The sequence below is a fragment of the Pseudomonas sp. PB105 genome (assembly GCF_009764655.1).
GTDB classification, from domain to species: domain Bacteria; phylum Pseudomonadota; class Gammaproteobacteria; order Pseudomonadales; family Pseudomonadaceae; genus Aquipseudomonas; species Aquipseudomonas cyclaminis.
Map to the genome: position 1 here is coordinate 1 of NZ_RWIO01000090.1, position 16,131 is coordinate 16,131.

The window sequence follows — 16,131 nt, forward strand, 5'->3', positions numbered from 1 at the left end:
GAGGAACTGAGCGGCTTTGAACGGACCTTGAAAAAGGTCGACGACTGGCTGGCCCCCACACCATGAAACTGCACAAGGTGCTGACGATCGGCGGCACGCCTTACCCACTGATCAAGGACGAAGTCCGCCTGGACATTAAAAGTCCCGGCCGGGCGACCTTCACCATCCAGGCCGGCGCCCCAGTCAACGGCCTGGTGACGCTCGATGTCGGCTACAACGACGGCCCGCTGCAGCGCCACTTCATTGGGTTTGTCGAACGCTCGACGGCGATCAACAGCGTGCAGCAGATCCTGGTCTGCCGCGAACTGGCGGCGATCCTGTCACAGCCCATGCCGCTGAACCTGCGCCACGTCGACCTACAGGGCGTGCTGGCCGAGGTCAGCGATAAGACCGGCCTGCGCTTTCGCGTGCCGGACAAGGCCTACGCCAAGGTCAAGGCGCCGTTCTTCTACAGCCTGGCCGCCGGCTACCTGGCGATGGATAGCCTGGCCAGCGTGTTTAGCATCCCCGACTTTATATGGCAGCAGCAGGGCGATGGCGAATTGTTTGTGGGCAGTTGGGCCGACAGCTTCTTTGGCATCCGCCCGCCGCTGCAGCTGCCGGTCGAACTGTTCGACGGCTACCAGGGCAACCAAAGCGCAATGATCGCGGCCCTCCCAGGGCTACGACCAGGTGCAACCATCAATCAGGGCGAGAGGATCACCAGCGTGACCCTTGCCGGCAACCAAATGGCGATCAAATGGACGACGCAATCCGTCGCAGTGTAGAGCGGCAATTCCCCGAACTGACCGGTGGCTATCACCTGCCGCGCTTTGGCCGAGTGGTGGCCGTTCCCGATGCGCCGGCCGCACCTGGTCTGTGCGACGACTTCCGGCCGCGCTTTGGCGTCGACGTGGAAGTGCTGTTGCCCGATGGCGAGCCAGATTCGGCGCTACCGATCCTGACTGGCCTACCACTACCGGCCCCTATGGGCGGGCAAGAAGCGGGCATGTTCGGCTTCCCGGAAGAAGGCACCACTGTGGTGGTCAGCTTTGCCTATGGTCTGCCGCATAAGCCCTTTATCACGCAGATCCTGCCCCATGGCCTGAGCCTGCCCCGGGTACCGAAGGGTGACCAGGTATGGCAGCACAGTGAAGCTTGCCAGCAACGTGTCGACGCCGACGGCAACTGGCTGCGCCAAACCGACGGCAAGATCTTGGACAAGGCGATCGAGCGGGAAGTGGAGGCAATGCAGAACACGGAGAGCTTCCAGAGCCACATCAGGACGGTGGATGACCATTCAACCGAGTCAGTGGGCGGTATCAAGAAGATCGAGGCGCTGGGTGCGCTTAAGCTGTTGTCGGGTGGATCTGCGAGCCTGGCGGCGGTGGATGATCTGCACCAGGCGACCGGGCGGGATTTGAACCTGGTGGTGGGGCAGAAGCACAACGCCACGGTGGGTGGCGACATGGAGGAAAGGATACAGGGGATTCGCGAGAGTGTGGCGGCAGTCAGTCAGCGGCTCGTGGCGCCCAGGACTTGGTTGGGGTCTGAAAGGGTGAACGTACTGCAGGTTCTGTGCGATTTGCTCGACCTGGTGCAGCAGATGAATACTCAAATGGCTGGGCATACACACTCACCTGGTCCATCGCCAAGCCTTACAGACTCCGGTAAATTTACAGAAAAAGCCGCATTGGCAGAGCGGTTGGTACAAAAGCTACGTCCAATAACGCTTTAGTATTGACCTCTAAAGCATAAAGCGAACGCACCTAAATATGGATATTGTTCATGTCAGATACTTACTTCTTAGATCTACAGGCCATCCATACCGGGTGTATTTCTAATATTCTCAAAGGAGGATTGTTACCTAAAAAAGGCCTCCGATGGGAGTTTACTAACGAAATAAAACCTTTAGACCTATATTGCTACTTATACGCAAAGTATGGCGAGCCGAATGGATTGCAAAACTTATTCCGAAAAGACGACTCAGACAATCTTATACATTGGGAATGGACATTGGCTAGTGCTGATGGCTTGATTTCAATAATGGGAATGAATTTTCGCACTGAAGTAATGCTCGCAGGTGACTTTCAAGGGAAAGGCTTAGAGCTAGATATGTTCATAAGTCAAATAAAGGGAGATTTTGTTAATTACGGCAAAAAAATTACAGAATTCAGAAAGGAACTCGAAAAGTGGACGCAGTTTGTCAATCCCTATGAGCGTATTAGACGTGCAGTTACCGAAAACTTCAATCAGCTGGATGCGCTAGGTATAAATCCCTCTAGTGACAGGATTGTACATCCAACGACTGCTGAAGAAATGAAAGGCTTTAACGAGCGCTGGGCTGCGTTGAATGCAAGATATAGTGCGGCAGTCGGGTTAGTTTTTGGTCTTCGGTCCATGCTTCCAGTGTTAGCAGAGTCTTTTATTAATTTGCTGATTTTCGCTTTAGCGAAGCCTGAAGTAAAAGCAAATGATCGGCTCTTTCAAAGTATTGTTCGGCAGCCTATAGATATTCGCGTGCAGTCACTACACTTGAACTGCCTTGGATTTGATAGGCCGATTGATTATACCTCCCAGGAGTGCAAGGACTTTCATACTCTAATGAATGAGCGGAATGACCTTTTGCATGGAAATGTTGAGATTGCAAAACTATCTATCGGCGACATATATTTTCGAGGGAAGGTTCCTCTTTTTATACAGTATGATGATTTTTGGAGTATATCTATAGGTGCATCGATGCGCTCGGTAGGTTATGAAGGAATACATAAAGATCACAAAACTGTCGAGCGCTTTATTGAGTTTGTAACTGCCCAGTTGAATGAAGAGGTGGTGGAGCATATCAAAATAATCGCTGGGACTGGTGAGCTAGGATTTAATAAGAAAACCGGTCGGTTGGGGATACTTATTCCAGAGGCTATTGCAGACTTTAGGATGTATGCTGAATATGACGTTTCTGAAAAGCCTGAATAGTTGGCTAGAAATAAAATAGGGCGTCAACGGGCGTCCTATAGCGTTTTAGCTTCCGAAGGCTAGGATCCGAGGGGCTGAAAGTGCTGCAGGTGCTGTGTGATTTGCTCGACCTCGAGCAGCAGATGAACACTCAATTGGCTGCGCACGCCCATGGGCCAACGCCTCCTCCAAGTAACGCCGGACTATTTACTCAATTCGAAAAACTCTTTACAGCTGTCCTCTCAATTGAAACCCATAACGTCGTAGACTCTAGAACGGTAGGTCATCCTCGTTTCCCCAAGGAGGCGAGGGGAGTGGTACTCTTCCAAGCCGAGGTAATGCTGCAATATCCGGTAACCCCTCGTTTTTTCTCCACTCAATGTATTCAGCTTTCATTGAAGATTTTATATTTGCGACTTGCTGTAATACAGTTTCACTAAAATCAAAATCACCCTGTATTTCACTGACAACCTTTATTAGCCGCCACGCGTCATATTCATGAAAAGGGTTTAGACCAATAATGTTGCCGAGTAAAAGGTCAGTTGGTTCAGGTGCGCGTGCAATTTTTACTAGACTGTCAATGGCCGACTCTACGCTCCAGCTAGAAGTGCTTAGAAGCAATGAGCAAAAGGCAAGCAGTTCATTTGAAGCTGATGCATAGCGTTGAATCTTCGATTTTTTAATTACATGGCGCGATGCAAAGGCACATAGCTCTATCGTCTTTTTGTAGTATGGCTCCAACGCAGTTACATTAAATATTTTTCTTCCCTGGAATTTAGAAACCAATCTAAGTGCTTCTGAAATAGAGCCCGTGCCCCCCATTCCGCGCAAGGCATCACGAACTACTTTATTTTTTTGAGTCAGCCTCGCGAACGCCGCATAATTCCAGTCGTAGCCGGGTATCTCGCCATATGAGGGGTGATGCCGATATTCTTCACCTGCCCCCCAGCCGACCGTTCTGAAAAGCTGATTTAGATATATGAATGGCTTCTCTGTTATCTCCATCTGATAGCAGTCAGCAGTTTTAGTATCGAAATACCATTGTCGCATCGATCTCATATCTGCCTGGCTAAATACTTTTAATTCAATGGCTTTACACACCAAGCTCCTGATGGCTCGCTGTTCGTTAGTTCGAGGTTTTTCAAACTTAACATCTCCACCAAGTTTTGGGGTGTCATCGTCTGTGTTTGAGAACTCACAAAATTCACGATGAGTATCTTCTTCATCATCACCTTTGAAACGAAAGTGAGCCAATCTTATTTGTGCCTTGCTGGATTTGGAATGTGCGCCGCTAACTATAATAGCGCCAGATACACCACATGACGAGCACAAAACATCAACGCCAACGAGCGTTCTGATACTTGGGGGAATATCTTTTAATATTTCATCTGACGCTTCAATGCTCTGCCCCGTGTAAAGGGAGACCAATTGGTTTGCGTCCAATTCCATTCCATAACGTATAGAGTAAGCCGTCTTTGGCATAATGTGCTCCGAGCGAAATTGGCGATAGATCAAGCCTCAAGATTAACAGTGATGGTAAAAAGGTGTTCAAATTATTGTTGCTAGATTATCCGAGCCGGCACCACCAGGACTGTGCGTAAGCGCACCCGTCGACGTACTCGATGCCACTCAATACAAAGCCCGTCGGAGCCATACCGGACAAGTTCGCATCGAGCAACTGAGGTAGTGGATCAGGTTCCAACGGCATGCCCTTCGATAGCCGCGCTACATTTGAGCTTCGACCAAGTTCGTTACTCGTCGCAGGCGCTACAAGTACGTCACCCCTGATCGCCGGATAGCGCCTCCTTTCTTGTGGGTCCAGAGCCACGCCCTTGCAGCGCATCGGGGTCACTAGCATGTGCATGATAAGCCCCCTAGTGGTCGCCTGGTTCATCCAAGAGCGCCTCTACGGCGTACTCCAGTGCACTATCCGCTTGTTCAAGTAGATCGGCCAGATCATCACGATCAATCAACTGAGCCCTATGCAGTGCGTGTGCCGCGTCAAGTAGCTTTTTATGGTGTGCCCCTGGGTGTCGCAGCAATGCAGCCTCATCTCGCAGCAGCTCTAGCCAAAATGCGGTCGTCCTGCTCTGCGTGAAGTCACTTGCGCTCGTCATTGCGTTGGCCCTACTGGTTTGTCAATATACTGTATATAAATACAGTATATTGCCGTGTGTGTTTGGCTGGCCGCTGATCCGACGAAGTGTCGACCGGGAGGCAATCTCGAAATCCGCGTGAACAAGAAAAAACTGGGAGAAAAAGCACTTATCCCCCTCCCGCCGGCGGGGTTTGCGTCCTTTTTTTGTGCAAACCCGGATGTAGTGCAAACGAACCGGCAGCCCAGGCGGGCCGTGGCGCTCTGCGGGTAATCGGAAGTTTCACAGATTGCAAAGTTTGGAAGAGAAGTGCAGTGCGATTGCACAGCGGCGCAGCAGGCGGTCACGAACAGGGCAGGGCTGTAGGCCCCGATTTCATTGGGGGAAAGTTTTAAAAACGTTTGAATGCGGCAGTTTTCAAAAACGTGAGCGGTCTATTTCAGGTGGCAACTGCCTATGAGCGCCGAAAGGTAAATTCCGATACAGCCCATGTATTGCGAGGGCTGCAACCATTCCGGGCCGTTTCAATTGAGCGCACTGCGTTGGACGCGGATCGGTGCTTACCAGATGTGCACCACTCCTATGAGAAAACGCTGGAAAGATGATAGCGATTCTCAGGTATAGGGTGGGCATTTCAAAAAGAGTGATAAAAGCAATATGCGACAGAAACCGGGCTGGAGGCCACGATTTTACTGGGGTTCGGATATCACATCGAGAGGTGATATGAAGTGATATGAAAGGCAATATTTTGGCCAAACCCCCGGTTTCATTGGGTTTCGTTCCTTTGGAATATCACCTTATAAAAGAGTAATACAATTACTTCTATATCACTTAAATATCACCTTTTCCGAATGCCGCTCAAAGCCTTGTGGTGCGTGGCTTTCAGCTTGATTCGGAAAGAGATATTACCTTTCTCACTCATTTTTTGCCCCATCCTGAAAAGGCGCTGCTGCCTATGGTGCCACTGCAGGAGCCTCTTTCTTTTCGGTAAAGAAGGTTTGGATAGGACGAGTAAATGTGGTGCTGCTGTGCATCAAATCATAAAGACAGAGCAAGGCTGTTGATATTAGTGCTGCGAACACGAAAGAACCTACATGCTGTAGCCAAGTCTCAGGCAGCGTGGGGAATCTTCCTTCTGGGAAAAAGTAGTCGTTGCAGTTGCTTTCTATGTTTTCAATGAGATCTGATGAAAGTTCACTCATCTCGTAATAGATAGCAGAAAGTTCGGGTTTTGTTTTTGTAGGACTTTTATTAAGTTTTAACGTTCCGAGCGACTTGGCGCCTATGTCGCGGATACTATCTGGGTCTAGATTGATGTCGCGTAGAGTCGAAAGTTCTGATGGGTCAAGAAGTTCACATTTTACATGTGAGTTGAATTGAACCATCTTTAATTCAATTTGGGTAATCATACCTGCAAGGCTTGACTCAGTGCGCGCAGGCTGAAAGTTGGATTTAGATATTTCCCTATCTAACCAGTCTGCTATGTCTTCAATCTTTGAGACAATGTAATCTTTGCGCTTGATCGCCTCCGCTCTGTGCTTCGCACGGCGGTCGAGGTAAAGTGTGAAAGACCAACCGCATAATAAGATAATAAGCTGGGCTGGAAGGTTCTGAAAGTTCATTGTTGGGCTTTCTCCGCAGCCTCAATTCTTTCCGCTATGACCTTGTTCATGCTTTTTATCAAGCTGTGGGAATAGGTTAGTTTTCTGCGTAGCTCATCTCCAGAAAAACCTTCCTCGCGAATCAAGCCGCCAAAGGCTTCATCTAAGAACGAACGTCCGTATCGATTGTATCCGTCTAGTATGACATGAACCTTCTCATGCTCACGTAGCTTAGGGGCCAGCAAGAGTTTTCGAAACACTTCACCGCTAGAAGGCCCGTCGCTGGGGTATCTGCCGTACGGGGTTCTACTGAAGTCTTCAACAATGTTCACGATGTACGGTTCTGAATTCATGATAGTTTGATATTCCACTGAACTAAGGTGCCTGGGAACTTCGTCTTCAGCTTTCTTTCACCTGGGCTTTGATCACTTTGCCAAAATGTATATAGTCCATTATTGCTAAATACCCACAATTTACCTTCAGGCGTATCACTGACCAAAGCCATTATACTCTTACTTCCCTGACCGTGCTTTTCCTTTTTAGTTCCCGTTACGTCGCCCTTCATGGAAAGGTGAATAAGTCTTTCGTCAGGAATGATGGTGGGAATATAAATCTTGTAACCCGACTTTTCAAAGTCTGGGAAGAGGTCTATTAACTGTTGATGATCAGTGGGGTGTGTTGATTTTAGTGATGATAGAAACCATGGTCGATCTACTACCGTTTTTGGAATGCCGATGCCGTTATCATAAATCGCTAGATAAAGTTGGTTGCCAATAGTGGTGCACATGAGCCACCACTTTTTATCCTGTCGATTGCTGTCAGGGTAAGCGTGTAATCCAACGTTGTTAATCGTTTCTGAGATTGCATCTGCGTAAACCCACTCTTCCTCGGGTGTCATAGTTTTGTAGATGCGCTTTTGTATGAAATCAATAATCTCTTCCATGTGTTCGCTACCAACACTAGAAATAATTGGAAGAGTTTTGATGTTTTTTAAATCGTATTCAATAGCTTCGCCGGTAATTACCTTGTGCAGATTCATTGACTTTATTGCTATGTTTACATGGTGGTGTTTTTTTGACCAGATAAGATCGGTCTTTCCTGCTCGCCCCGCTATCGCGGTTTCAATGGCTGCATAGACGAGAACTAATGCCGCAGCTGAAACTTTTGATGTGTTGCTGAAGTCAATTAAGCAGTTACTTTTGTGAACGTTTTTTTCGATTCTTTTTAGAAAATTTAGCGTTTGGGTATACGGGCACTTTTTCTTGTCGTCCGAAAAATCGTAGATTGAGATCGAGGTTGGAGCTGTAATTAATAGCTGGCCACCGACTCTCCGTTGCCCCTGATAACGAAACGGATCGTACGTGCGCCCCTTCCTGCTGATGGTATTTTCCCACCGCGCGACACCTACGCGGTGGCGAATGAGGTTGTCGCTGGCGAGCTTTTTCATTGATTTTTCCATAAACCAATAGACTGCAGCATCTGCTTGCATTGTCTTAATTTTAAGATATGGCGAGTGCCGAGTTGGGCATCTTTGGATTGGCGCGGGCAGACGGCATGTAGGTCGCCATTGCAGACGTCGACGGGGGCCCTGAATCGACTTGAGACAATCGTAACCATGGAGAGCCTTTGCACTGGATAGGTCGAGCAGCCACCTACCATAGCTCTCTGCATGAGTCGCGGCAATTTCTCATTGGTTAGAAAATAGAGATATTGAGATTGCCGAGGGCTGGTGTTCAGCAAGGCAGTATTTTTGCCTATGCGCTCAGGCACCAATCCTGCCTTTATTTTTAGGGGGTCGCTTACCATCGCCAGCTAACTCAAAAAAGCTTGGGATATCCAGGCCTTTTATGAATGCGTCTGTTGGCCTGCTGAAATTTAGAGGCTTGTTACGTGACTTGTTACGTGTAGCAGACAAACAAAAGGCCTGCATCGCTGCAAGCCCTTGTTTTAAATGGTGCCGGCACCAGGAGTCGAACCCGGGACCTACTGATTACAAGTCAGTTGCTCTACCAACTGAGCTATACCGGCGTGTTAGGGCGACGATTATAGCGACTGAAAAGGTTCTGTAAACCCCTGAAATCTGACTATTTTTGCGAAAACCCAAGTTTTCGCAAATCTCCCCGCATTTATGCGCGTCACCCGCCCAAAATCAACGCTCGTGCATCGCCTCTGCGCGGGATTTGATGATGGGTTTGAGCAGGTAGCTCAGGATGCTCTTCTTGCCGGTGATGATGTCCACCGAGGCGACCATGCCGGGGATGATCAGCAGTGGCTTCTCATCGGTGCCCAGGTGGCTGCGGTCGGTGCGTAGTTTGATGATGTAGTAGGTGTTTTTCTTCTCTTCATCCATCACGGTGTCGGCACCGATGGTTTCGAGTTTGCCTTTGAGGCCGCCGTAGATGGTGTAGTCGTAGGCGGTGAATTTGATCATGGCTTCCTGGCCGGGGTGCAGGAAGGCGATGTCTTGTGGGCGGATTTTTGCTTCGACCAGCAGGGTGTCGTCCAATGGGACGACTTCGGCCATGTCGCTGCCGGGCTGGATCACGCCGCCAACGGTGTTGACCAGCATCTGCTTGACTATGCCGCGCACGGGGGAGGTGACCATGGTGCGGCTGACGCGGTCTTCCAGGCCTTTGGACGTGGCCTGCGCCTTGCTCAGGTTGGTGCGGGCTTCGTTCAACTGGGCCAGGGCTTCGCTGCGGAATTTGCCGCGGGTTTCGTCGACTTTGCGCTGCACTTCGTTGATGGCGGCCTGGGCGCGGGGGATGGCCAGTGTGGTGCCGTCGAGCATGCCGCGGGTTTCAACTTCCGAGCGTTTGAGGCGCAGCACTTCGACCGGCGAGATGGCGCCCTGTTGCACCAGGGGTTCGGACATGCCGATCTCCTGGCGCAGCAGGTTCAGGCTGTTGCGGTACTGCTCCTGCTTGGAGCTGAACTCGCGCAACTCTTGCTGGCGTTGCAGCAGTTGTTGTTGCAGCCCGCCAATCTCGTCGGCCAGTTGCTGGCGGCGGCTGAGGTACAGCGATTCTTCGTTCGAGGCCTGGTTGGGCACGGCTTTGCGTGCGGCATCGGTGATGTTCAGTGGGCGGTTGTCGACTTCCGCACTGAGACGTTCCACGCGCAGTTCCATGGCCACGCGGTCGGCTTCGGTTTCGCCGACGTTGGAGGCAAACCGGGTGTCGTCCAGGCGGATCAGCGGCGCGCCGGCTTCGACGATCTGGCCTTCGTGCACATAGATCTGGGCGACGATGCCGCCCTCCAGGTTCTGGATCTTCTGGATGCGCGACGACGGGATGGCCTTGCCTTCGCCCTTGGTCACTTCGTCGATGATCGCGAAGTGCGCCCACAACACCAGGAATACGAAAAAGCCGATCACGGCCCAAATGGTCATGCGCACGATGCGGGGTGCGTCGTCGATCAGTGCCTTTTCGACTTCGGGCAGTGGCTGATCATCGAGCGAGTCGCTGCCCTTGAAGTAGCGGAAGATAACGTCTTTCCAATGGCCTGGGCCGGACTTAAGCAACACTGATCTGCCCCTTTTTCAGCGCTTCCATAACGGCCGCTTTTGGACCGTCTGCGAGGATCTGGCCACGGTCGATCACCAGCAGGCGATCAACCAGGCTCAACAGCGAAGCACGGTGGGTGACGAGAATCACCGTCTTGTTTTCGATCACCGACTGCAAGCGCTGCTTGAGGCGCTCTTCACCGGTGTTGTCCATGGCGCTGGTCGGTTCGTCCAGCAACAGAATCGGCGGGTTCAGCAGCAGCGCACGGGCCAGGGCGACGTTCTGGCGTTGACCGCCGGAGAGGTTCTGCCCGCGCTCGCCCACTTGCAGCTCGTAGCCTTGCGGGTGCAGCCTGGCGAATTCATGCACGCCGGCGAGTTCTGCGGCTTGCAGCACCATCTCGTCGTCCACGTAGCGGGCGCCCGAGACCAGGTTGTCACGCAAGGTGCCGGCCAGCAGTTGGATGTCCTGGGCGACGTAGCCGATGTTATGGCGCAATTCGCTGACGTCGATCTGGCGGATATCCACACCGTCCACCAGCAACGAGCCGGAGTCCGGTTGATACAGGCCCACCAGCAGCTTGGCCAGGGAGCTTTTGCCCGAGCCGCTGCGGCCGATGATGCCGATTTTTTCGCCAGGGCGGACATTCAGGTTGATGCCGCGCAGGGCCAGGTTTTGCTGGTTCGGGTAAGTGAAGTCGACCTCGCGGAACGTCATCGCGCCTTGCAGCGTTTTGCGGCTGAGCGGGCGTTCGTCGAAGTTGCGTTCCTGTGGCAGCTCCATCATCTGGTCCACCGAGACCATCGTCACCTTGGCTTGCTGGTAGCGTGTCAGCAGGCCCGACAGCTGGGCCAATGGGCCGAGTGCGCGACCGCTGAGCATGTAGCACGCCACCAGGCCGCCCATGCTGAGGGTGCCGTCGATGATCTGGTACACGCCGAAGATAATCATCGCCACGCCCGCCACTTGCTGGATCAGCAAGGTGATGTTCATCGCCAGGCCGGACAGCACTTTGACCCGCAGTTCGAGGCGGCTGAGGGTGCCAATGGTTTGTTCCCACTGGTACTGGCGTTCGCTTTCGGCGTTGTTGACCTTCACTGCGTCCAGCCCGGCGAGGGTCTCGATCAGGCTCGACTGGCGCTCGGCGCCCAGGGCCATGGTGCGCTCAAGTGTCGCGGTCAGTGGCTTTTGCAGGAAATGGCCGATACCCAATGCCAGCGGGAAGGCGACGATGGGAATCCATACCAAGTGGCCCCCCAGCAGCGCGATCACGCCGAGGATGATCAGGGTAAAGGGCAGGTCGATCAGGCTGGTGAGGGTCAGGGACGTGAGGAAGTCACGCATCCCCTGGAACTCATGGATGTTGGAGGCGTAGCTGCCGACGCGCGCCGGGCGCATTTTCATCGACATGCCGACGATGCGCTCGAACAGCGTCGCGGAGATGATCAGGTCGGTTTTCTTGCCCGCAAGGTCCAGGCACAGGCTGCGCATCATCTTGAGCAGCAGATCGAACAGGTACGCGCCACAAATACCGATGGCCAGCACCCACAAGGTGGCGGTGGCCTGGTTCGGCACCACGCGGTCGTACACGTTCATGACAAACAACGGCGCAGCCAGGGCGATCAGGTTGATCACCAGGCTTGCGGCGATGGCGTCGGCGTACAGCCAGCGGGAGCGTTTGAGGGTGTCTTTGAACCACGAGCGTGCGCGGGGGATCAGCGTGCCGCTGGTGACGTCAAATTTATGCTGTGGTTGGGCGAAGAACACCCGACCGCTGTAATCCTGAGTCAGCGCCTCGCGGGTGACCTGGACTTCGCCGCCGTCGCTTTCGCTGAGCAGCAGGCGGGCGGTATCACCTTCCCATCCCAACAGCACCGCACTGCGTCCTTCCTTTAATAGCAGCAAGGCTGGCAATGCGATGGACGGGATCTGCTCCAGCTTGCGCTGCAGCAAACGCCCCTGCAAACCCGCCCGGGCTGCTGCGCGCGGCAGCAAGTCGGGGCTCAGGCGCTGCCCCGCCAAGGGCAGGCCGGTGGTCAGCATGGCTCGGCTGGCAGGCTTGTAATGCAGCGAGCAGAGAGCCAACAACCCATCTAGCAATGGGTCGTCATGCTGAGCGCGGGGGTCATGGTGAAGTGGCGCCAAACCTATTTCAGAATCCAAGCTGACTCTCTCTTAAACGGTTGTGTGGTCCAACGCCGTCAAGAATCAGTTCATCCCTGGCAGGTTTACCGACGGTTTAATATCGTTTTGCACAACTGATGCCATCGGAGCAACGACGCCCTGGCTTCTCAGCAGTTGGCCCATGTCAGCCTTGATACGGTACTGGGTGTAAACGTAGAGGCTTTTGATCTGTGCCAGACGCTGCTGAGCGGTAAACAGTTCGTTCTCGCTGTCGAGCAAGTCGAGCAGTGTACGCTCACCGAGGCTGAACTGCTGCTGATACGAGGTGCGCACTTTGGTGCTGCGGTCGACGTACTGCTGCGCGATGGGCACTTGCTGGCTGGCATTGTTGTAAGCGTTCCACGCCAGGCCCAGTTCTTCGTTCAACTGGCGCAGGGCGTTGTTGCGGATATCCAGCGCCTGGGTGGCTTGGGAAGCCTTGGACTGCAGGCTGGCCTTGTCGCTGCCGCCGTTGTACAGGTTGAACTGCATGTTCAGCATCGCGGAGTAGCCATTGTCATGGCCTTCTTCGCCGCCGATGTTGTTGTTGGCCGAACGTTGCAGCACCGCATCAAAACGCGGGTAGAAGGTCGACTTGGCAGCTTCGTACTGCTTCTCGGCAGCAGCGATGTCCGATTCGGCCGAGCGCAGTACCGGGCTGTCGGCAATCATCGCGCGGCGTGCTTCATCCAGGCTGGCGGGCAGGGCGGTCACGATGCCCATTGGCCGTTCCAGCTGGTCGGGCTCTTTGCCGACAACGCTGAGGAAGTTGGTGTTGGCGTCTGCCAGGTTGGTCTGCTCGGTGATCAGGTTGTTCTGCGCCTGCGCCAGTCGGGCTTCGGCCTGGTCCATGTCCGCCATTCTTCCGACGCCACGGCTGGTGCGCAGTTTGATCTGGTCAAAAATGCGTTCGTGGCTCTTCAGGTTGTCTTCTGCCAGCTGCACCATCTCGCGACGGGTCAGGACATCCAGATAAACCTGGGCGACGGTCAGCGCGGTGCGCTCGGAAGTATTGAGCAGCGCATACCCACGGGAATTGGCGGTGGCTTGTTGGCGACCGACTTCATTGACGGTGCCAAAACCCTGGAACAAATTTTGTTGCAGGCGGATGGTCGACTCGCCGCGGTTCAGGGTTTTCCAGTCATGGCTGTTGCTGGCGGCACGGGTCGACGTGTTGTCCGAGCTTTCGCGGCCATAGCCGCCCAGCAGGTCGACTTTAGGCAGGTAGCCGCCCTGGGCCTCTCTGACCTGATAGTCAGCGGCAATGCGCGCATTGATTGCGGCCTGGATCTCCGGGTGGTTTTTCACCGCATCTTGCATGGCTTCGGGCAGGGTCTGAGCCTGGACGAAACTGGCGGCTAGAGCAAAAGGCACAGCTTTAAGAAGGTGCAAACGCATTCTGATGTTTCCCCGGGGATTGGTTGCCTGAAAAACCGCAACAAACTTGGAATATTGCATTGGAGTGGCAACTCGAAATGCCCGTTTTTCTAGGGCGCCGGAGGGCGCAAACAGAAAGTCGCGAGGCCGCATAAATATCAATGTGACATTACCTGGCGGATTGTTTAGGATGACGCCCAATAGGTCAATACCTTGACGGAAAAGTAATTTTTCTGGCGAGACAACAAAATATTGACGCCAAAGTTTTTTCCAAGAAATTAAGTACTCCAGCTACTGAATCGGCACCAGCGAAAGGGCCGGTCTCCTTGATGGATACCCCCTGAACGGTAATACACGGAGAGTCTTTTATGAGCAGCGTTGCGGTCGTCAAAAGCATTGTCGGTCAAGTGTTCGCGGTTTCCCCGGAAGGGATTCGTCGCCTGCTTGTAGAAGGGGATCGCCTGTTCGCGGGTGAGCAAGTCGATACCGGCGCATCGGGCGCTGTCTCGCTGGAACTGGCCGACGGCCGGATCATCGATTTGGGTCGCGACACTCAGTGGAGCGCAAACGCTCCTGATTCTGTCACCGACCTGAGCGCCGCCACTGCTCAAGCCGCACCGTCCGTTGCCGAACTGCAGCAAGCCATCGCTGCCGGCGCCGACCCGACCCAAGACCTCGAAGCCACCGCTGCCGGCCCGGCCGCCGCAGGCGCAGACGGTGCCGTGGGTGGCGGCCACAGCTTTGTCGTGCTGGAAGCCACCGCAGGCGTGGTTGACCCGACCATCGGCTACCCCACGACCGGCTTGAATGCCGGTGACGCCGTAGGCACTACCCAAACCGGCGCCGACAATAACGGCGTCGATCCGCGCAACGTCACCATCACCCTGACCGCCACGCCGAGCATCACCGAAGCCGGTGGCGTCGTGGTTTACACCGTATTCATCACCCAGGCACCGACCAGCGACCTGACCGTCACCTTGTCCAACGGCCTCTCCGTTGTGATCGCCGCTGGCCAGACCTCGGGCGTGCTGAACGTCACCTTCGCCGGCAATGACACGCCTTACCTGGACGCCTCGTCGATCTCCGCCACCATCGCCGGCACCTCTGGCGGCGGCAACCTGATCATCACCACCGACCCGGCGGCAGCGGTCACGCAGATCGCGGACACCATCGACACCACCACCGTCACCCTGACCGCGACTCCGTCGGTGAACGAAGGCGGCCAGATCGTCTACACCGCCACCGTGACCAACGCGGCGCAGACCGACGTTGTGATCAAGCTGTCCAACGACCTGAGCATCACCATCGAGGCCGGTAAAACCACCGGCACGGTCACAGCCGACACACCTGCCAACCTGGCAGATGGCAAGGACCTGGCCGTCAGCGTCACGATCACCGAGGCGACCGGCGGTAACTACGAAAACCTGGCAATCAATCCCGCGCCAGCCACTTCTACTGTGGTTGCTGTGGATGATCCAAGCGTTTTGGTCGCCGATACCAACACTGTTGCCGAAGATAGCGTCGCTACCGGCAACGTGCTGAGCAACGACAGCGACATCGATAACGTGCTGACTGTCGCCACCTTCACAGTAGGCAACACGACCTACAACGCGGGCCAGACGGCTGACATCGAAGGTATCGGTTCCGTCACCATCGGGACTGATGGCGCGTACGTGTTCACCCCGGTCAAGGATTACAGCGGCGAAGTGCCGCAGATCGGTTACACCACCAATACCGGATCGAGCAGCACGCTGACGATCACCATCACGCCGGTCAACGATGCGCCGGTGATCGACGTGACGGGCACCACCCTGGTCGAAAACACCGCCGTCGCGGGCAGCGTGGCAGGCACGTTTGTTATCCGCGACGCTGAAACGCCGGCTGGCCAACTGACAGTCACGTTCACGGGCGACAACAACAAAGATGGCTACTACGCCATCGTCGACAACACCGTTGTACTGACGCAGAAGGGCGCTGACTTCGTCAACGCCGGCAATCAGCTGCCGCAGATCGACCTGACTGTTACCGACCCCGAAGGCCTAAACTCCAACGCAGCTGGCCAGCCGACCGTGACCCTGGTCAACGACGTGCCGGTGATTGAAATCACGGCTAACACCATTGTTGAAGAAACGGCGGCGGCGGGTACTGTTGCGGGCACTTTTGTTGCCACAGACGAAGAAACGCCGCGTGAAAACCTGACGATCAGCTTCACCGCTGGCACCAACGCTGACGGCTATTACAGCCTCTCCGGCAACAATGTCGTGCTGACCCAAAAAGGTGCTGATTTCGTCAATGCTGGTAATCAGCTGCCGAAGATCGACCTGACTGTCACTGACGCTGGTGGCCTCAGCTCTACTGGCGAAGGGCAGCCGACCGTAACTTTGGTTAACGACGTTCCGCTGATTGATGTCACGCCGACCACTATCGTTGAAAACACCGCCGAAGCAGGTACCGTCG

Annotated in this window: 12 protein-coding genes and 1 tRNA gene; 4 read left to right on the forward strand and 9 right to left on the reverse strand. The window is 54.1% G+C overall.

Annotated features, from left to right (window positions below; all coding sequences use genetic code 11):
• The first annotated feature begins 62 nt into the window (after positions 1-62).
• From EJD88_RS21385 to EJD88_RS21395, 3 genes are read left to right on the forward strand one after another with little or no spacing between them, the layout of a single operon-like run.
• The gene (locus EJD88_RS21385; protein WP_158878967.1) at positions 63-767 is read left to right on the forward strand and encodes a hypothetical protein; all 705 of its coding nucleotides are present in this window, start codon (positions 63-65) and stop codon (positions 765-767) included.
• The gene (locus EJD88_RS21390; RefSeq protein WP_112193001.1) at positions 740-1,717 is read left to right on the forward strand and encodes a hypothetical protein; all 978 of its coding nucleotides are present in this window, start codon (positions 740-742) and stop codon (positions 1,715-1,717) included. Before EJD88_RS21385 ends, EJD88_RS21390 begins: the two co-directional genes overlap by 28 nt.
• Positions 1,718-1,767: 50 nt before the next feature.
• On the forward strand, positions 1,768-2,952 hold the full coding sequence (locus tag EJD88_RS21395) for a hypothetical protein (protein WP_112193002.1): 1,185 nt from the start codon (positions 1,768-1,770) through the stop codon (positions 2,950-2,952).
• A 249-nt stretch (positions 2,953-3,201) separates the two neighbouring features.
• Here EJD88_RS21395 and EJD88_RS21400 read toward each other — a convergent pair whose 3' ends face one another.
• The 9 genes from EJD88_RS21400 to EJD88_RS21435 form a co-directional block, all read right to left on the reverse strand.
• Positions 3,202-4,413 carry a hypothetical protein gene (locus tag EJD88_RS21400; protein WP_158878968.1) on the reverse strand — a complete coding sequence of 404 codons (1,212 nt, stop codon included), beginning with the start codon at positions 4,411-4,413 and terminating at the stop codon, positions 3,202-3,204.
• Positions 4,414-4,498: 85 nt separating this feature from the next.
• Positions 4,499-4,795, reverse strand: coding sequence for a hypothetical protein (locus EJD88_RS27300; RefSeq protein WP_112196893.1), 297 nt, complete (start codon positions 4,793-4,795; stop codon positions 4,499-4,501).
• A gap of 1,185 nt (positions 4,796-5,980) precedes the next feature.
• Positions 5,981-6,649, reverse strand: coding sequence for a hypothetical protein (locus EJD88_RS21405; protein ID WP_158878969.1), 669 nt, complete (start codon positions 6,647-6,649; stop codon positions 5,981-5,983).
• Positions 6,646-6,981, reverse strand: coding sequence for an STAS-like domain-containing protein (locus EJD88_RS21410; RefSeq protein ID WP_158878970.1), 336 nt, complete (start codon positions 6,979-6,981; stop codon positions 6,646-6,648). The genes EJD88_RS21405 and EJD88_RS21410 overlap by 4 nt, the downstream gene beginning before the upstream one ends.
• Positions 6,978-8,075, reverse strand: coding sequence for a hypothetical protein (locus EJD88_RS21415; RefSeq protein WP_158878971.1), 1,098 nt, complete (start codon positions 8,073-8,075; stop codon positions 6,978-6,980). Before EJD88_RS21415 ends, EJD88_RS21410 begins: the two co-directional genes overlap by 4 nt.
• A 505-nt stretch (positions 8,076-8,580) precedes the next feature.
• Positions 8,581-8,656, reverse strand: a tRNA-Thr gene (locus tag EJD88_RS21420).
• Between the two features lie 121 nt (positions 8,657-8,777).
• Entirely contained in the window at positions 8,778-10,154 is a 1,377-nt protein-coding gene (locus tag EJD88_RS21425) for an HlyD family type I secretion periplasmic adaptor subunit (RefSeq protein WP_099584441.1), read from the reverse strand.
• Positions 10,144-12,297 (reverse strand): type I secretion system permease/ATPase, encoded by a 2,154-nt coding sequence (locus tag EJD88_RS21430; protein ID WP_099584442.1) that lies wholly within the window; start codon positions 12,295-12,297, stop codon positions 10,144-10,146. The genes EJD88_RS21425 and EJD88_RS21430 overlap by 11 nt, the downstream gene beginning before the upstream one ends.
• Positions 12,298-12,342: 45 nt before the next feature.
• Positions 12,343-13,695, reverse strand: coding sequence for a TolC family outer membrane protein (locus EJD88_RS21435; RefSeq protein WP_112193006.1), 1,353 nt, complete (start codon positions 13,693-13,695; stop codon positions 12,343-12,345).
• Positions 13,696-14,042: 347 nt separating this feature from the next.
• Between EJD88_RS21435 and EJD88_RS21440 the strand changes: the two genes are divergently transcribed.
• Positions 14,043-16,131: retention module-containing protein (locus EJD88_RS21440; RefSeq protein WP_158878972.1), on the forward strand; the 2,089-nt coding region annotated here is incomplete at its 3' end.

Bases quoted from the DNA above. Each gene is read 5' to 3' on its own strand.
- EJD88_RS21390 (WP_112193001.1), top strand. From the start codon at position 740: ATGGACGACGCAATCCGTCGCAGTGTAGAGCGGCAATTCCCCGAACTG.
- EJD88_RS21385 (WP_158878967.1), top strand. From the start codon at position 63: ATGAAACTGCACAAGGTGCTGACGATCGGCGGCACGCCTTACCCACTG.
- EJD88_RS21405 (WP_158878969.1), bottom strand. From the start codon at position 6,649: ATGAACTTTCAGAACCTTCCAGCCCAGCTTATTATCTTATTATGCGGT.
- EJD88_RS21410 (WP_158878970.1), bottom strand. From the start codon at position 6,981: ATGAATTCAGAACCGTACATCGTGAACATTGTTGAAGACTTCAGTAGA.
- EJD88_RS21415 (WP_158878971.1), bottom strand. From the start codon at position 8,075: ATGAAAAAGCTCGCCAGCGACAACCTCATTCGCCACCGCGTAGGTGTC.
- EJD88_RS27300 (WP_112196893.1), bottom strand. From the start codon at position 4,795: ATGCACATGCTAGTGACCCCGATGCGCTGCAAGGGCGTGGCTCTGGAC.
- EJD88_RS21400 (WP_158878968.1), bottom strand. From the start codon at position 4,413: ATGCCAAAGACGGCTTACTCTATACGTTATGGAATGGAATTGGACGCA.
- EJD88_RS21395 (WP_112193002.1), top strand. From the start codon at position 1,768: ATGTCAGATACTTACTTCTTAGATCTACAGGCCATCCATACCGGGTGT.
- EJD88_RS21435 (WP_112193006.1), bottom strand. From the start codon at position 13,695: ATGCGTTTGCACCTTCTTAAAGCTGTGCCTTTTGCTCTAGCCGCCAGT.